Annotated in this window: 20 protein-coding genes; 8 read left to right on the plus strand and 12 right to left on the minus strand. The window is 69.5% G+C overall.

What is annotated here, in order from left to right; genetic code table 11:
• From ABZS69_RS53215 to ABZS69_RS53225, 3 genes are all read left to right on the plus strand, one after another.
• Entirely contained in the window at window positions 1–804 is an 804-nt protein-coding gene (locus ABZS69_RS53215) for an enoyl-CoA hydratase-related protein (protein ID WP_355388618.1), read from the plus strand.
• A gap of 89 nt (window positions 805–893) precedes the next feature.
• Complete coding sequence (locus tag ABZS69_RS53220; protein WP_355388620.1) at window positions 894–1,457, plus strand: TetR/AcrR family transcriptional regulator; 564 nt, start codon at window positions 894–896, stop codon at window positions 1,455–1,457.
• A gap of 91 nt (window positions 1,458–1,548) precedes the next feature.
• Complete coding sequence (locus ABZS69_RS53225) at window positions 1,549–2,553, plus strand: LLM class flavin-dependent oxidoreductase (protein WP_355388622.1); 1,005 nt, start codon at window positions 1,549–1,551, stop codon at window positions 2,551–2,553.
• 8 nt (window positions 2,554–2,561) lie between these two features.
• Here the strand turns inward: ABZS69_RS53225 and ABZS69_RS53230 are convergent, their stop codons facing one another.
• The 4 genes from ABZS69_RS53230 to ABZS69_RS53245 form a co-directional block, all read right to left on the minus strand.
• Window positions 2,562–3,095 (minus strand): OsmC family protein, encoded by a 534-nt coding sequence (locus tag ABZS69_RS53230; protein WP_355388624.1) that lies wholly within the window; start codon window positions 3,093–3,095, stop codon window positions 2,562–2,564.
• 75 nt (window positions 3,096–3,170) lie between these two features.
• Entirely contained in the window at window positions 3,171–4,079 is a 909-nt protein-coding gene (locus ABZS69_RS53235) for a glutathione S-transferase C-terminal domain-containing protein (protein WP_355388626.1), read from the minus strand.
• Between the two features lie 215 nt (window positions 4,080–4,294).
• Window positions 4,295–4,768, minus strand: coding sequence for an ATP-binding protein (locus ABZS69_RS53240; protein WP_355388628.1), 474 nt, complete (start codon window positions 4,766–4,768; stop codon window positions 4,295–4,297).
• Window positions 4,769–5,017: 249 nt separating this feature from the next.
• Entirely contained in the window at window positions 5,018–5,380 is a 363-nt protein-coding gene (locus tag ABZS69_RS53245; protein WP_355388630.1) for a helix-turn-helix domain-containing protein, read from the minus strand.
• A 49-nt stretch (window positions 5,381–5,429) separates the two neighbouring features.
• On the opposite strand from ABZS69_RS53245, the gene ABZS69_RS53250 reads away from it, so the two are divergent.
• The gene (locus ABZS69_RS53250; RefSeq protein ID WP_355388632.1) at window positions 5,430–5,918 is read left to right on the plus strand and encodes a luciferase family protein; all 489 of its coding nucleotides are present in this window, start codon (window positions 5,430–5,432) and stop codon (window positions 5,916–5,918) included.
• A gap of 173 nt (window positions 5,919–6,091) precedes the next feature.
• Window positions 6,092–6,310 carry a hypothetical protein gene (locus ABZS69_RS53255; protein WP_355388634.1) on the plus strand — a complete coding sequence of 73 codons (219 nt, stop codon included), beginning with the start codon at window positions 6,092–6,094 and terminating at the stop codon, window positions 6,308–6,310.
• 268 nt (window positions 6,311–6,578) lie between these two features.
• Here the strand turns inward: ABZS69_RS53255 and ABZS69_RS53260 are convergent, their stop codons facing one another.
• On the minus strand, window positions 6,579–7,058 hold the full coding sequence (locus ABZS69_RS53260) for a nitroreductase/quinone reductase family protein (RefSeq protein ID WP_355388636.1): 480 nt from the start codon (window positions 7,056–7,058) through the stop codon (window positions 6,579–6,581).
• 524 nt (window positions 7,059–7,582) lie between these two features.
• On the opposite strand from ABZS69_RS53260, the gene npdG reads away from it, so the two are divergent.
• Window positions 7,583–8,236, plus strand: a complete 654-nt coding sequence (npdG, locus tag ABZS69_RS53265) for an NADPH-dependent F420 reductase (RefSeq protein ID WP_355388697.1) — start codon at window positions 7,583–7,585, stop codon at window positions 8,234–8,236.
• A gap of 156 nt (window positions 8,237–8,392) precedes the next feature.
• Here the strand turns inward: npdG and ABZS69_RS53270 are convergent, their stop codons facing one another.
• Complete coding sequence (locus tag ABZS69_RS53270; RefSeq protein ID WP_355388638.1) at window positions 8,393–8,821, minus strand: PPOX class F420-dependent oxidoreductase; 429 nt, start codon at window positions 8,819–8,821, stop codon at window positions 8,393–8,395.
• A 101-nt stretch (window positions 8,822–8,922) separates the two neighbouring features.
• On the opposite strand from ABZS69_RS53270, the gene ABZS69_RS53275 reads away from it, so the two are divergent.
• A complete protein-coding gene (locus ABZS69_RS53275) occupies window positions 8,923–9,447 on the plus strand; it encodes a MarR family transcriptional regulator (RefSeq protein WP_355388640.1) in 525 nt (174 codons plus the stop codon).
• Window positions 9,448–9,581: 134 nt separating this feature from the next.
• Here ABZS69_RS53275 and ABZS69_RS53280 read toward each other — a convergent pair whose 3' ends face one another.
• From ABZS69_RS53280 to ABZS69_RS53305, 6 genes are all read right to left on the minus strand, one after another.
• Window positions 9,582–10,745 carry an aminotransferase class I/II-fold pyridoxal phosphate-dependent enzyme gene (locus ABZS69_RS53280; protein ID WP_355388642.1) on the minus strand — a complete coding sequence of 388 codons (1,164 nt, stop codon included), beginning with the start codon at window positions 10,743–10,745 and terminating at the stop codon, window positions 9,582–9,584.
• Between the two features lie 34 nt (window positions 10,746–10,779).
• Window positions 10,780–11,547 carry an amino acid ABC transporter ATP-binding protein gene (locus ABZS69_RS53285; RefSeq protein WP_355388644.1) on the minus strand — a complete coding sequence of 256 codons (768 nt, stop codon included), beginning with the start codon at window positions 11,545–11,547 and terminating at the stop codon, window positions 10,780–10,782.
• Window positions 11,544–12,464 (minus strand): amino acid ABC transporter permease, encoded by a 921-nt coding sequence (locus tag ABZS69_RS53290; RefSeq protein ID WP_355388646.1) that lies wholly within the window; start codon window positions 12,462–12,464, stop codon window positions 11,544–11,546. The genes ABZS69_RS53285 and ABZS69_RS53290 overlap by 4 nt, the downstream gene beginning before the upstream one ends.
• Before the next feature lie 4 nt (window positions 12,465–12,468).
• On the minus strand, window positions 12,469–13,410 hold the full coding sequence (locus ABZS69_RS53295; protein ID WP_355388648.1) for an ABC transporter substrate-binding protein: 942 nt from the start codon (window positions 13,408–13,410) through the stop codon (window positions 12,469–12,471).
• 222 nt (window positions 13,411–13,632) lie between these two features.
• The gene (locus ABZS69_RS53300; RefSeq protein ID WP_355388650.1) at window positions 13,633–14,370 is read right to left on the minus strand and encodes a GntR family transcriptional regulator; all 738 of its coding nucleotides are present in this window, start codon (window positions 14,368–14,370) and stop codon (window positions 13,633–13,635) included.
• A 31-nt stretch (window positions 14,371–14,401) separates the two neighbouring features.
• Window positions 14,402–15,289: a dihydrodipicolinate synthase family protein gene (locus ABZS69_RS53305; RefSeq protein ID WP_355388652.1), complete on the minus strand. Its 888-nt coding sequence runs from the start codon at window positions 15,287–15,289 to the stop codon at window positions 14,402–14,404.
• Window positions 15,290–15,415: 126 nt separating this feature from the next.
• Between ABZS69_RS53305 and ABZS69_RS53310 the strand changes: the two genes are divergently transcribed.
• Window positions 15,416–16,402 (plus strand): dihydroxyacetone kinase subunit DhaK, encoded by a 987-nt coding sequence (locus ABZS69_RS53310; protein ID WP_355388654.1) that lies wholly within the window; start codon window positions 15,416–15,418, stop codon window positions 16,400–16,402.
• The last annotated feature ends 29 nt before the right edge of the window (window positions 16,403–16,431 follow it).

Consider the following 16,431-nt stretch of genomic DNA (forward strand, 5'->3'; position numbering starts at 1 on the left):
TTGGCGGCCACCGAGCTGGAGACGCTCTATTACGAGCGGGCGGCCGACGGGGTCGCCCTGCTGACCCTGAACCGGCCGGACCGGGGCAACGGGGTCGTCCCGGAGATGGCCGCGGACCTGCTCACCGCCCTCACCGACCTCGAAGGCGACACGGCGGTCCGCTGCCTGGTGATCACCGGAGCGGGGCGGCAGTTCTCCGCCGGGGCCGACCTCAAGGCCATGCGCGCGTACCTGGACGAGGTCTTCCCGGTCACCCGGGAGCCCTATAACGCGCGCGTGCTGTTCCCGATGACCCAGCGCCTCGTCGCGTCCAGGCTGCCGGCCATCGCCGCCATCAACGGGGGCGCCACCGCGGGCGGCCTGGACTTCGCGCTCGCCTGCGACATCCGGATCTGCTCCACGGCGGCCAAGCTCGGCGAGACGTACATCAACCTGGGCCTGCCTCCGGGAAACGGCGGGTCGTGGTTCCTCCCCCGGCTCGTCGGCTCCGGCCTGGCCGCCGAGCTGGCCCTGACCGGCGAGCTCATCGACGCGCGGCGAGCTCTGGAGATCGGCCTGGTCAACCGGGTCGTCGAGCCGGAGGAGCTGATCCCCGCCGCCGTGGAGCTGGGAGCCCGCATCGCGGCCAAACCGTGGCGGGCGCTGGAGGCCACCAAGCACGCCCTGCGCTCGACCTGGCAGGTCGACCTCGCCACCTCGATGAGCAACAGCTACTGGGCGGTCTCCGCCCTGCACGACGGCCCCGATCTGGCCGAGGGCGTCGACGCCTTCCTCGAACGCAGGCGGGCGCGGTTCAACCGCTGACACGTGGGAGCCGTACAATCAGTTGTTAACCGAACATGGGAGGACGGTTGACGACGCGGAAGGAAAGACAGGCCAAGAGAAGCGGGCCTGTGTCGCCGGAGCTCATCGAAGAGGCGGCGATCAAGCTCTTCGGCGAGAAGACCTACCCGGTGGTGGGCATGCGGGACATCAGCGACGCCGTCGGGCTCCTGCCGGGCAGCCTCTACGTCCACATCAGCAAGAAAGAGGACCTGCTCCAGCGCATCGTGGAGAACGGCATCCAGCGTTACCTGGACGCGATCGAGCCGGTGGTGGAGTCGGACCAGACCGCGCCGGAGCGCCTGCGCGGCGCGATCAACGCGCACCTGGCCGTGCTCGCCGACTCCCTGCAGCAGACCCGCGTCGCCTTCCACCAATGGACCTACCTCTCCTCCACCGGCAGGCGCCGCGTCGTCAAGCTGCGCCGCCGGTACGAGGCCCTCTTCTCGCAGATCATCGACGAGGGCATCGAGGCGGGCGAGTTCAGGGCGGTCAAGAGCGCGCGGGTGACGGTGCTGGCCATCATCGGCATGCTCAACTCTGCCACGGAGTGGTTCTCCCCGACCGGCGAGCTCACCGCCGAGCAGATCGCCGAGGTCCTCACCGACGGGGTGCTCACCGGTCTGGAGACCTGAGAGCAAATGGTTGTTTGCCAGTAGGCGCGGACCGGTGTCCGGCCATTCCCCGCTATCTTGGGATGGAATGCTGGATTAGGAAGGGACGTCCATGCCGCTGCGTAAGCTGGGCTTCTTGACGATCGGGCTGTTCGACGAGGCCGACCCGCGCCGGGGCCACGAGTCGACGCTCGAGATCATCGCACTCGGCGAGCAGCTGGGTTTCGACAGCGCGTGGGTGCGCCACCGCCATCTGCAGTACGGCATCTCCTCCCCGCTCACCGTCCTGGCGGCGGCCTCCCAGCGCACCAGCCGCATCGAGCTGGGCACCGCGGTCATCCCCCTGGGCTGGGAGAACCCGCTGCGCCTCGCCGAAGACCTGGCCACAGTGGACGTCCTGTCCGGGGGACGCCTCAATCCGGGCGTCAGCGTCGGCCCGCCCTTCCACTACGACCAGGTCAAGGACGCGCTCTACCCCGGCACCGGCGACCTCGAGGACTTCAGCTACGAACGCGTGCGACGGCTGCTGGACTTCGTACGGGGCGAGCCGGCCACCGGCTTCCAGGGGACCGAGGGTTTCGAGGTCTTCTCCGACCGGGTCCAGCCCCACTCCCCCGGCCTCGGCGAGCGCATGTGGTACGGCGGCGGCAGCCTGAGCTCGGCGCGGTGGGCCGGCGAGCACGCCATGAACTTCCTGACCAGCAGCGTCGTGAAGGCGGAGAAGTCCGAGGACTTCGCCGAGATCCAGCTCTCCCACGTACGGGAGTTCCGCGCGCACCACCCCGCCGGCGACCGCGCCCGCGTCTCGCAGGGCCTGGTCGTCATCCCCACCGACACGGCCTCGGCACAGCAGCGGGCCAAGTACCAGGAGTACGCCGACCAGCGCCTGCCCCGGACCGCCACCCCCCAGGGACCGGCGCGGCTGATGTTCGCGCCGGACCTCGTCGGCAGCTCCGCGGAGATCGCCGAGCGGCTCCACGACCATGCCGCCTTCCGGGAGATCGACGAGGTCGCGTTCGCGCTGCCGTTCACCTTCGATCATGAGGACTACGTGCAGATCCTCACCGACCTCGCCACCGGGCTCGGCCCCGAGCTCGGCTGGCGGCCCGGGGATTAGGGCGATCGTCAGACCAGCGGCGCTCCCGCCCGGGTCCGGACCACCGTTCCGCTGACCGGCTGCGGGTTGCGGATCAGGTTGAGTATCGGGCACACCCGCTCCACCTCGGCGTGCAGCCTGGCCAGCTCCTCGTCGGTGGCGGGCGAGTCGATCAGCACCTCGTAGCGGAAGTTGTGCGGGTAGACCGGGACGCCGCTGTCGTCCGGCTGCTGGGCCCGGGGGTCGTATTCGGCGCGTACGTCCACGTCGAGCGAGTCGATCGGCACCGCCAGCTCGGCCGCCTTGATGAGGAAGATGTGGGTGACGCAGCTGCCGAGCACGCCGGCCTGGAGCTCGGGCGAGGTGGGGCCGAGGTCGTAGCCGGCGAAGTCGGGGCCGCTGTCGCTGATGATCTGGAAGTCCCTGATCCTGATGCGCCGGATCCCGCTGCGGCCCTCCGCGGTGACGGTGGCGTGCAGCGGGACCGGTCCGGCGGCGGGCGCCTCCCGGCGGGCCAGCAGGGCGGTGCGCTTGTGTGACAGGTACTCGCGTAGGGTGCTCATGCTCTTTCTCTTCTGATCAGCGCGGGGTCACGCGACCCAGCGGGGGCGCCGGACGGGCCGGCTCCGGGTGCGTTGTCAGCCCCGCCCGTGCGGGGCGTCCCAGGTGGCGGGCAGCCCTTCGGTCGTCTCCCGGAAGGCCGGGTGCCGGTAGAGGTCGCGGGCATACGGCCACAGGTGCTCGAAGTCGCTCAGCTCCCGCTCGCTGATGAGGTGCCCCCGGTTGTACTCGGCGTCGAACCTGGCCAGCGTCACCCACAGCCGCACGTCCGCCTCGGTGATCGTGTCCCCGGCCAGGAAACGCCGCTCGGCCAGGCGCTCGTCCAGCCGTTCCAGCGCCGCGACCACCCGGTGGCGCTCCTGCTCGCGGTCGTCCTCCTTGGTGGCGCGGGCCACGCGGGAGACGCCGGTGTTGACGTCGTGGTAGATCCACCCGTTCAGCTTGTTGATCTCCGGGCGCAGCGCGTCCGGATAGAGGTCGGCCGAGCTGCCGGCCCACCGCTCGAACCGGGTGGCCAGGTCGATCGTGATGTCGGGGAAGTTGTTGCTGACGATCGTGCCGGTCCGCCGGTCCCACAGCACGGGGACCGAGATGTGGCCGCCGTACCCCTTCTCGGTCGCCTCGTAGGCCTGCTCCAGCAGGGTGAAGCCGTTGATCGGGTCGGGGCCCCGGCGCTCCCTGAACGCCCAGCCCCGGCCGTCGCGCTCGTCGTCGACGTACGACAGGGAGACGACGTCCTCCAGCCCCTTGAGCTTGCGGACGATCGCGGCGCGGTGGGCGTAGGGGCAGACCCAGGCGACGTACAGGTGATAGCGGCCGGGCTCGGCGCGGAACCCGCTGGAGCCGTCGGCGGTGATCCGCCCCTGGAAGGGGTAGATCGGGCGGTTCCAGTCCGGCGAGAGGTGCAGGCGGCCGGGACCGTAGTGGCCGTACCGGACGTGGTCGACCGGGCTCGCGTACGCCCGCGGCTGCGTGGAGACGGACACAGGTCCTCCGAGGTTCAGGTGTCGGGACGGGCCGGGCGGCGGCCCTGGTACTCGGCGCGGCACAGGTCTGTGATCAACGACACTGCGCGCTGGTGACGTGGCCGAAATCCACGTGGGAGCGCCTGGTCAGGAGGAATCCCCGGCTCATGCCCACGACGCTATGCCGCGATCTTCAATAAGTCAATATTTCCTACCTGTTTAGAAGGTAAATTGCTTCAGGCCGTGTGGACGGCGGATCGGCCGTCTTGGATGCCGCGTCCGCGCCCGTCACGGAGCCCGTCACGGAGCCCGAGCGGGATCACGTCGGCGGGACGGACGCGGAAGTGCAGGCTCAGCAGCGAGCCCAGGCCGGTGTGCTCCAGGGTGACCTCGTCGCACAGGCGCTGGATCACCCACAGGCCGAACCCGCGCGAGCCGGTCGGATCCACCGTGGCGGCGGCCAGCTGCTCCAGGGTCAGCCGGCCGCCGGTGTCGAGGATCTCCACGACGACGCCGTGGTCGTGGCCGCGCGCGGTGATCAGGCCGGCCCGGCCGCCGTGGTCGAGGACGTTGGTGACGGCCTCGTTGACCGCCAACGCCAGGTCGTCCGACTGCTCGCCGGTCAGTCCGTGGTGCTCGCCGTGGATGCGCACCAGGTCGCGGATGTAGCCCAGGTCGGGGCTGATGGGGCAGCGCAGCTCGAAGTTCATCGCTCTCCGAGCCCGCGGGCCGGGGATGGGAAGGTACACGGGCTCTCGACTCGTTTTCCGGCCGGACGATCGTTAAACACCGGGAACTGCCGCCGGTGCACTCCGGACCCTCCGGTCGTGGTGCGCCGAAACTACGGGCAGGCCACGCCTGACGCGCTCAGCGAGATCACCGCCGCCCTGCTGGACACCATCTCCGCCGAGATCGAGCACCAACCCCATCCCCGCTCCACCCATCGGGCGCGAGGGCGGCTACTGCTGGTTGTCGAAGCGGCGCTGGGCGGCGTGCACCTCGCCGAGGTGGTTGTCCGACCAGTCGGCGAGCACGCGGAACGCTGGGATGAGGGTCCGCGCGAGGTCGGTGATCTCGTATTCGACCCGTGGAGGCATCTCCGCGTGGTAACTCCGCACCACGAAGCCGTCACGCTCCAGCCTGCGGAGCCGTTCGGTGAGCACTTTGGGCGTGATCCCGGGCAGGTGCGTACGCAGCTCGGTGAACCGAAGCCGGCCCTGCTGCGCCAGAACCCAGAGCACGTGTGACGTCCATCGGGCGAAGACCAGGTCCACAACCGGTCCGAACGGGCATGGGTCGGATGTCAGCTGTTTCACTTCCACCTGGTTTCCACTTGGTAACTAGTATCTTTGCGATACTAACGTGAGGTCCGTGAAGATACCTCAACGTCTGGGGCCACGTCCCCGTACCACGCCGGCCACGCCGCACATCCAGCTCGACCAGCCCGCACCCCAGCCGCTGCAGGACGAACTGTGGCGACTGATGACCAGCCTGCCCGGGGTACGGGCCGGCCGAAGCGGCGTTTCGGACCCGAGATCGCGGGCGCTGCACCTGGATCCCGCGCTCGCCACGGGTCCGCGCATGGCGTTCATGGTGGGCACCGAGTTCGCCCACCTGCATGGCGACGGCAGCGGCAGCCTCCACCTCGCCCTGCCGCCGCAGCGCGCCGCGGAGGCCAGGGCAGCGGGGTGGGCCGAGTCCCATCCGGTTGTCGCGCTGGGGATGGGCTTCGAAACCTGGGTCATGGTCTACGGGCCGAAGGACGGCGAAGAACTCGCCGTGGTGTGGGACCTTGTGCGGGAGAGCTACCGATTCGCGGGTGGACGGCCCGTGACGACGCAGGCCGAGAGAGCGGTTTGAGAGTTTCCGCCGTCACGTTGCCGGAGTGACGCGCTCATCCTGCCTTGTGCGCGCCGCTCATCAACGTGGCCAGGTCCTCGGACGCGGGAACGACGGCGGTGCCGATCTCACCCGGGCGCACGCGAGGATCGAGTCGCTGGTGCTGCGAGGCCGAGCCGTGCCTTCGATGGTCGGTGCCCGTCGGCGACAAACCCGACCGCGACCTGCCCGCCGAACACCGCGCCCTCGCCGCCGCCGTTCTCACCGCCGCCGCCGCCCTCACCGCCGCCGCCGCCCTCGACGCCGTGCTGATCCGCGACCACGTTGCGCACAACACTCAACTCCTGATCAGCTGCGCCCCGGACGAACCGAACCCTCCCTGCGACCGGCTCACCGAACGCGACGGGCGCTGACCGACGCGCGCCATCCAGGCAGGTTGGTCAGCCGGTGAAACGCCCGGGCTGGAGCGTCCGGTTGCGGACGGCGGCTCCGGCCCGAGCAGCCCGGAGGCGTACGGCTGAGCGGTACGGCCTGGCGGCGTACAGTTGGGCGGTACGGTCCGGCGGCGTACGGCTGGGCGGTACGGCCCGGCGGTGTACGACCCGGGGCGTACGGCCGGGCACCATCGTGCCGCGAGCCGGACGACAGCGCCTTCCGTCGCGGGCTGCCTGATCAGACCATTCACACAGCGTCTTGGCCGGATCGGGGCACCAGGCGGATGATCGGCAGCTCCCGGTCGGTCTTCACCTGGTACTGGCCGAAACGGGGCGCGGCAGCGATGATCCGCTGCCAGGCGTCCGCCCGCTCCACCCCATGCAGCTGCTCGGCGACCACGGCCATCTTGCGGCCGTCGAACTCGATCTGGACCTTGTCGGGATGAGCGGCGAGGTTGTAGTACCACGCCGGGTTCCCGGCCGCCCCGGCCGCCGACGCGACGATCAGCCAGCTGCCGTCCTTGCCGGGGAACCAGCCGACCGGATTCGTCCGCTCCAGCCCGCTCTTGGCACCGACGGTCGTCAGGACCAGGGCGTTGAAGCCCTGGAACTTTCCGCCGCCCTTACGGCGGATCCGCTTGGCCATCATCTTGTTGAACCAGCGGAACGCCCACCCCGACGAGGGCTGACGAGCGCCGCGGGTCCCGGAACGCGTATCGAAACTCATGTGACTTCCTCCATGGGTGTGCTCGTGTTCGAAGGAACGGTGACCGCCAGCCGGGCAACGGCCGGCCCTGTACCGAGGACGGCACCTCGCGGCTACCATCGTTATCGACGCATACAGTACATGTCATTAACTATATTCGCACAGTGCCGCTTGCCGGGGAGATCCATGAGCTTTTTCACCGACGACGACATGACCGCGCGATCACAAGGGGCGGCGAGCCGACCGTTCGCCGGACGTCGCGTCGAGCCGGGGACGGCAGCGCCGGTCTCGTACTGGCACCGCCGCTGCACACCGTGACGGCGGCCGCCCAGGCCGGCGGGCTGCGGCGGGTTCTCGTGGTCTGCGAGGACGAGCGGATCCCGGCGGCGCCGGCCGACACCGGCGTGGAGTCCGTCGATGAGCATGGCCTGTCGGGCCTGAACGCGACCTTGACGTTCGGCGCGAAGTACCTGCGCACCCCGGCGGGCACGGTCGGCGAGCTGCGGCGGATGAGCGAGATGACCAGTTCACTACAGGAGGAAACGATGACCGACGTGACAGGCCTGAAGGTGGGCGTGCTCGGGGGCACCGGCCCGCAGGGGAAGGGTCTCGCGCTGCGCTGGGCGAAGGCCGGCATCAAGGTGATCATCGGCTCGCGGAGCGTTGAGCGTGCCGTGGCGGCCGCCGCCGAGCTGGGCGACGGCGTGACCGGCATGGACAACCAGGGCACGGCCGCCACCGCGGACCTCGTGCTCGTCGCGGTGCCGTGGGAGGGCCACGGCGAGCTGCTGACCTCTCTTCGGGACGAGCTCGCCGGCAAGATCGTCATCGACTGCGTGAACCCGCTCGGCTTCGACAAGCAGGGCCCGTTCGCGCTCCCCGTCGAGGACGGCAGTGCCGCGCAGCAGGCGGCGAAGCTGCTGCCGAGGTCCCGGGTGACGGCCGCCTTCCACCACGTGTCGGCCGTGCGGCTCGCCGAGCTGTCGACTCCCGAGCTGCACACCGACGTGCTCGTGCTCGGCGACGATCGCGAGGCCACCGACCTCGTACGCGCCCTGGCCGACGCGGTGCCGGGCATGCGCGGCGTGTACGGCGGGCGGTTGCGCAACGCCCACCAGGTGGAGGCGCTGACGGCCAACCTGATCGCGATCAACCGACGCTATGGCGCGCACGCGGGGATCCGCATCACAGACGTGTGATGATCCCGCAGCCACCGGCTCGCCGAGCAGCACGACGCCCGGCGATCCGGTGACGGACGCACACGGAGCACCGGAGAACGCGATCGCTCATGCCACGCGGCCCGCTCGCGACACTGCCACGGGCAGGGCCGACCCGGCCCGGCGGGAATGGCCTGGCTAGGTGTCCTGGCCGGGTTCGGTCTGGTGGACGGTGCGCTGGACGTGGACCTCGCGGTCGTGGCTGAACGGCAGCCCTTCCAGGTTGAAGCTCCACGACACCGTGGGGGTGATCCGCATGTAGGACGCGGGCCCGAACCGGCCCTGCCGTTCGACGAGTTCGGCGTCGCCGTAGATCCGCAGGTAGCGCGGCGTCCACGGATCGGCCGACGGCAGGTCGTCGACGACGATCGCGATCTTGGTGTTCCCGTCCCGCACGTTGCGGAACTTCCGGGTCCTGTCCGGGTCGATCCCGCCCACGTACACGTACGTCCCGTCGAACTCGAACCCCACCGGCACCACGTCCGGCTGGCCGTCGCCCGAGACGGTGGCGATCCGGCCCAGCCGCTGGGACCGCAGATAGGCGATCTCTTCTTCGCTGAAAGACACCTCGGGCCTTCCTTCTCACGCGACGATCGGCACACCGCCACAATAGTTCATGCCGCACACTGTATGCTTCATTAACTATATGCGTACTGTACCGTAGTGGGGTGGATGAGACGGCGCAAGCGATCGCGGCCATGACGGCGGCAGTTGGGCAGGGATGCGCGCCCGATGGACGGCACACCGGCTTCGACGGCGCGGACATTGACGTCGCCACCGGGCTGGTCCAGCTCACCAGCCTGGTGCAGGGCGTCTACGGACGCATCTCCGAGCGCCACGATCTGACGCCCGTCCAGGCCAAGCTCCTGTGCGTCCTGCTCGACGGCCCCAGAGGCATGGCCGAGCTCGCCCGTTACTTCGGCGTGGAGAAGGCCGCCCTCACCGGTCTCATGAACCGTGCCGAGCGCCGCGGCCTCGCGCAGCGATCATCCGTACCCGGTGACCGGCGCGCGGTGCAGGTGACGCTGACCGACACCGGCCGCCAGGCGGCGATCGCCTTCCATTCAGAGGTGAGCTCGGAGCTGGGTCAGCTCACCTCGCAGCTCGCACCCGACGACCGCGAACATCTCCGCAGCACGTTGGCCGCGATCATCACAACGTGCGGCACGTCGCCCCTTCAGGGCACCTGCTGACCTCATCCCGCGCCTTCCGGGCACGGCAACGGGCTATGGCCACGAGCGCCGCCGCCGTGGTGCCCACCGGCCGACGCGGCTGCCGCGCCTGGGGGAAAGCGTCTGAGGGACGACGCCCGGCCGCCGACGCGGTCTCAGGTGCGGGTGGGCTGGAGCAGGCCGCTGGCGCAGATGCGGCGGATGCCTTCGCGCAGGTCGCCGGCGGAGGCCGCGAGCGACAGACGGATGTACTCCCCCGAACGCTCACCGAAGGCGGGCCCGGGGCCGACCGCGACGCCGTGGTCGGTGATCAGCCGCTTGGCGATCTCCATGCCGTCGAGCTCCCGGTTGCCGGTACGCATCCACAGGTAGAAGGCTCCCTGCGGCTGGTAGACGTCGAAGCCGTGGGCGGCGAACTCCGCGACGGCGAGGTCGCGGTTGGACCGATAGGTCTCGACCATCGCACGCTGCTCGTCCTGCGGCCCGGTGAGCGCCGCCAGTGCCGCGTACTGGCCCGGCGTGCTGATGCAGGAGACCATCGGCTCCTGCAGCCGCGTGATGACCTCCGCGAGCGACGGCGGCGCCGCCAGGTAGCCGATGCGCCAACCGGTCATCGCGTACGTCTTGGAGAACGTGAACACCGAGATCGTCCGGTCCGCGCCGCCGACGGCGGCCGTGGAGGCGAAGGTGTCGTCGAACACGACCTGGTCGTAGCACTCGTCGGAGACGATCCACAGGTCGTTCCGCTCGGCGAAGGCGATCAGCTCGGCCAGGACCTCAGCGGGGAACACCGACCCCACGGGGTTGGACGGCGAGTTCAGCATGAGCACCTTGGTGCGCGGCGTCACGAGCCGTTCCAGCTCGGCGAGGTCGGGCATGAATCCGGTCTCGGGCGCCAGCGAGTACGCCGTGGTCGAGGCACCGAGGATCTTCCCGAACGCGATGTAGTTGGGCCAGGCCGGGTCCGGGATCAGGACGTCGTCGCCCGGCTCGACCAGCGCGGTGAGCGTGGCGAACAGCGCCTGCACCCCGCCGGCCGTGACCACGATGTCCTCGGGCCGGGCGTCGAACCCGTTGACCCGCTTGATCTTGTCGCTGAGCGCCGCCCGCAGCTCGGGGATCCCGGCGTTGGCCGTGTACTTGGTCCGCCCCGCCGCCGCGGCCTCGTCGGCCGCGCGCACCACGTGCGCGGGCGTCGGGAAGCCGGGCTCGCCGATCTCCAGCCGGATCAGGTCGGGGCGGTTGCCGGACATCGCCAGATCCATGATCGTACGGATGCCGTTGTGCTTCATGCCTGCGACGGCGGGGGCAGCGCGCATGCTTGGCTCTTTCCTGGAGGACCGCGTACGGCGGTCAGTGGATGCTGCGGAGGAACTGCTTGGTGCGCTCGTGCCGGGGATGGTCGAAGAACTCCTCCGGCGGAGCCGACTCGACGATGGTCCCCTGGTGCATGAACACGACCCTGTCGGCCGCCTGGCGGGCGAACCCCATCTCGTGGGTCACGACGACCATGGTCATGCCGCCCCTGGCGAGGTCGGTCATCACCTTGAGCACCTCGCCGACCAGTTCGGGGTCCAGCGCCGAGGTCGGCTCGTCGAACAGCATCACCTTGGGGTCCATGGCCAGCGCGCGGGCGATCGCCACCCGCTGCTGCTGCCCGCCGGACAGCTGCGCCGGGTAGTGGCCCGCCTTGTCGGACAGGCCGACGCTGTTGAGCAGCTCGGCGGCACGCTGCCTCGCCTCGGCCTTCGGGCGGCCGAGCACGCCGCGCGGCGCCTCGATGATGTTCTGCATGACGGTCAGGTGAGCGAACAGGTTGAACCGCTGGAACACCATGCCGATCGGCACGCGCTGCCTGGCGACCTGCTTGGGGGTCATCTCCCGGAAGTGGCCGCCGCGCGGCTCGTACCCGATGAGCTGGTCCTCCACCCAGATCTGGCCGTCGTCGATGGTCTCCAGCCGGTTGATCGCGCGCAGGAATGTGCTCTTGCCGGCGCCGGAGGCCCCCAGCAGGCACACCACCTCGCCGCGGCTCACCTCCAGGTCGATGCCGGACAGGACTTCGAGCGGGCCGAACGACTTGCGCACGCCGACGGCCTTGATGATCGGTTCGCTGCTCATGCCTTGGACCTCTTCATCGGGGGCCGCAGGATCGTGCGCAGGATCGAGGCGCGCGCCGACCTCGCGCCCGGCGCCGACACGTCGTACGCCCGCTCCAGGTAATACTGGCCGACGCTGGTGACGCTGACCACGACCATGTACCAGAAGCCCGCGGCGAACAGCGTCTCCATGACCTGGAGGTTTCGGCTGGAGATGTTCTGCGCGGCCCGCAGCAGCTCCTCGTAGGTGATGACCGAGGCGAGCGACGTGGTCTTCAGCATGTTGATGAAGTCGTTGCCGGTCGGCGGGATGATGACCCGCATCGCCTGGGGCAGTACGACCTTGCACATGGTGCGGGCCGGTGACATGCCGAGCGCGCCGGCCGCCTCGATCTGGCCGTGGTCGACGCTCTTGATGCCGCTGCGGATGATCTCCGCCATGTAGGCCGACTCGTTCAGCGCCAGGCCGAGCAGCGCCGCCATGAAGGGCGTCATCAGATCGTTCGTGGTGCTGGTGAAGAGCACGCCGCCGAACGGGCTGGGGATCGTGATCCGGTCCACGACCATCGACAGGTTGTACCAGATGAGGATCTGCAGCAGCACCGGCACGCCGCGGAACAGCCAGATGTAGACCCAGGCCGCGTTCCTCGCCACCGGATTCGCCGAGATGCGCAACACGGCCACGATCACACCCAGCACGACCGCGATGACCTGGGAGACCACCGCGAGCAGCACCGTCTTCCAGACCGCCTGGAGCATGTTAGGCGAGACGATGTAGTTCGCGACGTCCGGCCAGATGATCTTCGCCTGGGCCATGGCGTAGACGATCCCGGCGACCACGGCGACGATCAGGACTCCGGCCACCCAGCGCAGCGGGTGGCTGCGCTTGCGCATGTCCGGGCCGGCGGCGCCGAGGCGGGCGGTGGTTTGTGTGGACATGGGGTTACTTCCCGCCGTTGACGACCGTCTTCACGATCGCCCCGTTCGAAACGTTCCAGGCCTTGAGGATCTTGCCGTAGGTGCCGTCGTCGATCAGTCCCTGCAACGCGTCGCGGACCGCGTCACGCAGCTCGGGCGTCTCCTTGTGGAAGCCGATGCCGTACGGCGTGGCGAGGATCGGCTTGCCGGGGACGGCCTCGAAGTCCTGGCCCTTGCCGGCGTTCGTGGTCGCGTAGCTCACGTACGGGAGGTCGTTGACCTCGGTGTCGTTGCGCCCGGACTTCAGGTCGTTGAGCCGCTGCTGGTCCAGGTTGCTGGTGACGATCTGGATCGGCGGCTTGCCCTTGGCCTGGCACATCGTCGGGCCGACCTTCTCCATCCACTCCTCCTGCGAGGAGCCAGGGGCGGTGCTGGCCTTCTTGCCGCACAGATCCTCGGGGCTCTTGATGCCCGACGGGTTGCCCTTCTTGACCATCAGCGTGATGCCGGAGTTGAAGTAGTCGACGAAGTCGATCTTCTCCTGCCGGGTCGCGTTGTCGTTCATCGACGAGATGGTCATGCTGACCCGCTTGCTCTGCAGGCTGGTGATCAGTGTGTCGAACGGCAGGTTCTGGACCTGGGTCTCCAGGCCCAGCTTCTTGTTGATCGCGGTGATCAGGTCGATCTCGAAGCCGATCGGCGTGCGGGCGTCCGCGGCGAGGAAGCCGTTCGGCGGGGTCTGCAGGTTGGCCCCGACCACGATCGGCTTGCCCTGCAGGCCGGCGACCTGCCCGGCGAGCTTGTCGTCCTTGGTGACGGCCTTGACGATCGGCGCGGTCACGTCCTGCGGGCCGCTCTCGGCGCCCACCTGCGAACTCGCACCGGCGCCTGCGGTACCACCGCTGCACGCGGACAGGCCGAGACAGGCCGCGGCGGCCAGAGTGGCGAACTGCCAGGTTTTCTTCATCTGGGTCTCCGGGCGTAGGGGGCGAGGGATGGGGAGAGGGGTATGCGTATCTGGCATGCCAGATATTTAGGGCCAGATGCTAGACCCGGCCGGCGACGCATGTCCAGGGAGGGAATGCGGTTTTCCGCACGAGCGGGAGCACCACGGCTCCGGACGTATTCGCGCAGGCAGGCAGAGCGGCCGGCCGGAAGCCCCGACCCGGCCGTGATCGACGGGCGACGGTCAGCGCGCGCCGAGGACCTTGGGAAGGTCTTCCTTGGTCGCGGTCTCGACCTCGTCGACGTGCAGGGCCGCATACGCGCTGGCGGCCTCGGCGTCGCGGTCGAGCATCGCGTCGATGATCTCCAGGTGCCGCTTGGTGGACAGCGCCGCCCGGTCGATGCCGGTGGCGCCGAGCACCTGGATCCACTTCAGGAAAGGCTCCACGGACAGCCGGACGCGCATCAGCCGCTCGTTGCCGGCCCACGCGATGATCGTGCGGTGCAGCCGGAAGTCGCTGTCCAGGAAGGGCTGCAGGTCGCCCTTCCTGGTGGCCTTCTCGGCCTCGACGATCTCATCGCGCAGATCGCGCAGCACCGACTCGGGCATCGTCTCGGTGGCGAGCCCGGTGCAGATCCATTCCACGGCCTTGCGCAGCTGACAGAACTCCGTCACGTCATCGATGGTCGGGGTGACCACATAGGTGCCGGAGCGCTGCTTGCTGCGGACCAGGCCGTCGTACTCGAGGCGGTTGAGCGCGTCGCGCACGGGAGTCTTGGAGATGCCGAACTCGTCGATCAGCGCCTGGATGTCGATCCGCTCGCCAGGCCGCATCTCGCCGTGCACGATGCGCTGCTGCAGCACCAGATAGAGCTGGTCCGGCAGCTTGTCGACCACGATCCCGCCCGCGGAGGCGCCGCCGGTCAAGAAGCGGACGGTCTTGGGCTCTTTTAGCGCCTTGGGGGGCTTGACAGCGGCCATTGCCGCATCCTCCCTTCTGGCATGCCAGATTTCAAGTCAGGAGTCCGGCCGCGTCCAGGACCGTCCTGATCCGCTCGACGGTCTCCGGTGCGGCGGGGGTGAACGGGTGCCGCGGCCTGCCGACCTTGCGGCCCTGCAGGTTCAGCGCCGCCTTCAGCCGCTCGGGCAGGTCGGGGCCGTCGAGCTCACGCCACACCCGCAGGATGGCCTCGTGCAGCTCGCGGGCCCGCTTGTGGTCGCCGGCCTGCACCGCGTCCCACAGCTCGACGCTGAGCTTGGGCGTGACGGTGGGGATTGCGGCCAGCGCTCCGTGCGCGCCCAGCGCGAACGCCGGATAGTGCAGGTCGTCGAGCGCGGCCAGCACGGTGATGTCGTCACGGTAGAACGCCAGGATGTCGGCGAGCAGGTGCATGTCGCCGCCCGATTGCTTGATCGCCACGACCTCGGGGATCTCGATCAGCCGGCGCAGCACCGGCGTGCGGACCAGCGCCCACGGCACCACGTTGTAGACGACGATCGGCAGTCCGATCTCGGTGCCGATGGTGCGGTAGTAGTCGACGGTCTGGTCGTCGGACGGCGCGAAGACGTAGTGCACCGGGGTGATCTGCAGCGCGTCGACGCCGGCCGCCTTGAGCGCACGCGCGTAGGTGAGCACCTCGGCGGTGGAGTTGCGGATGATGCCGCCGACCACCGGCACGGCGCCGGCCACCTCGTCGACGACGACCCGGCAGATCTCCGCGCTCTCCTCGGCCGACAACGTCTGCCCCTCACCGGTGCTGCCGCACGCGCAGATGCCGTGCACACCGGAGTCGAGCAGGTACCGGACGTCGGAACGCAGGAGGTCGTAGTCGACCTGGTCGTTGTCGTCGAAGGGGGTGACGACCGTGGAGATGATGCCGCGCAGGTTCACTGACTTCATGAGTGGCCTCTTCCTGGGCACTCGGGGGTGGATGAGGGGAGGGTGGACGACCACCGGGCTGAGAATCTAGCATCTGGCACGTGGCATGTGGAATGCCAGTTGCCTTTCAAGATGAACGGAGCTGCGATGGCCCCCTACTTCATGCGTTCGGCCGACGATCTGGTGCCAGACGGCCTGCGGGGCCTGGCCGCCGCCCGGGCCGGCACGGTACGGCTGAGCACGGACCCGCGCTACCTGCTCGCCATCGACCCGGACCGGAGACGCCGGGTCGGCCTGGTCTCCGGCGGCGGCTCCGGCCACGAGCCGATGCACGGCGGTCTGGTCGGCCGCGGCCTGCTGGACGCCGCCGTCCCCGGTGAGATCTTCGCCTCGCCGCACAACCGGCAGATCTACGAAGCGTCACGCGCGGCGGCCAAGGAGGCCGGTGTGCTGCACATCGTGAAGAACTACACCGGCGACATCATCAACTTCGGCATCGCCCGCGAGCGCCTCGCCATGGACGGCATCGCCTGCGCCGAGCTGGTGGTGGACGACGACCTGGCCACCGACGACCCGGAGATCCTGCTCGGCCGGCGCGGCACCGGCGCCACCGTACTGGTCGAGAAGATCCTCGGCGCGGCCGCCGACCAGGGCGCCGGCCTTGAGGAGCTGCGCTCGCTCGGCCGGGCGTTCCTGGACCGCACCCGCAGCGTCGCGGTCGCCAACCGGTTCCACACCGGGGTGCGGACCGGCACCGTGCACGCCGAACTGGCCGACGGCGAGCTGGAGTACGGCGTCGGCATCCACGGCGAGCGGTCGGGCGAGACCATCGGCGCCCCCCAGCTCACCGACCTGCTCGCACGGATGACGGGCGAGTTGATCAACGCGGTCAGGCCGGCGCCGGGCGCGCCGCTGCTGCTGTTCGTCAACGGGCTCGGCGCCACCACCGAGCTCGAACTCTTCGGCATCTTCGGCCTGGTCGCCGGGCACCTGGCGGACCTCGGGCACACCGTGAGCCGCAACCTGGTGGGGCCGTACGTCACCGCCCTGGACATGTCGGGCTTCTCCCTCACGCTCGCGGAGCTGGACGAGCGCACCACCGCGCTGTGGGACGCCGCGGCCGGCCCCGCGTGAATCATCAGAAACCCGCTGACGAATCCACT

The organism is Nonomuraea sp. NPDC005650 (assembly GCF_040605375.1).
Classification (GTDB): domain Bacteria; phylum Actinomycetota; class Actinomycetes; order Streptosporangiales; family Streptosporangiaceae; genus Nonomuraea.